This window comes from Anaplasma marginale str. Florida (assembly GCF_000215485.1).
GTDB classification, from domain to species: domain Bacteria; phylum Pseudomonadota; class Alphaproteobacteria; order Rickettsiales; family Anaplasmataceae; genus Anaplasma; species Anaplasma marginale.
Genome location: NZ_AFMS01000040.1, coordinates 1 through 533, shown reverse-complemented (window position 1 = coordinate 533; position 533 = coordinate 1). Strand labels below are relative to the sequence as shown.

At 43.3% G+C, this 533-nt stretch carries 2 protein-coding genes; both read right to left on the bottom strand.

Annotated elements, in window-relative coordinates:
- Positions 1-4: 4 nt before the first annotated feature.
- The gene (ftsL, locus tag GAC_RS01140) at positions 5-316 is read right to left on the bottom strand and encodes a cell division protein FtsL (protein ID WP_010264534.1); all 312 of its coding nucleotides are present in this window, start codon (positions 314-316) and stop codon (positions 5-7) included.
- 2 nt (positions 317-318) lie between these two features.
- A partial coding sequence (gene mraW / locus GAC_RS01135) for a 16S rRNA (cytosine(1402)-N(4))-methyltransferase (RefSeq protein WP_037349043.1) occupies positions 319-533 on the bottom strand: 215 nt, incomplete at its 5' end.

The following is a 533-nucleotide window of genomic DNA, read 5'->3' as shown; positions in this document are numbered from 1 at the left end:
CAGTTTAATATTCAATGTGCAGGTCAGGACGCTTTTCCTTCCCATCATAGGAGGGTATACCTTTTTTGATCTGCTTCGAAAGAACTATATGGTTGTCACGCCGCAGATATTTCGCAGCGAGCATGGCCAGTCTTTCTGGGTTGTTTAGAGCAGTCCACTCGGCCTTTAATATGCTTATTTCATCATTTACTTTAACTATCTCCTGCTGCACCTGCACCAGTGACTTTTGCATGTCTCTAACGTAGAACTTTACCCTAAACACTCCTATAGTAAACGCGCAAACTGCACAAAAGCACGGTATGTATGCGCCTTTCATGCCTATTCCACCCTAGCAATGGCTCTTAACTTACCCGATCTGGACCTGGGATTATTTTTTACCTCCTCATCTGTCGGCATGATTGCCTTTTTATTTATCAAGCTAAAACCCATATCGCATAGGGACCTAAACTTATGTTTGACAACTCGGTCCTCCAGAGAATGAAAAGACGTCACCAAGATTTTACCACCTATCTTCAACACCTCAGCTGCTGCTT

Excerpts from the sequence above, each read along its gene's own strand:
- ftsL (WP_010264534.1), bottom strand. The coding sequence starts at position 316 with ATGAAAGGCGCATACATACCGTGCTTTTGTGCAGTTTGCGCGTTTACT.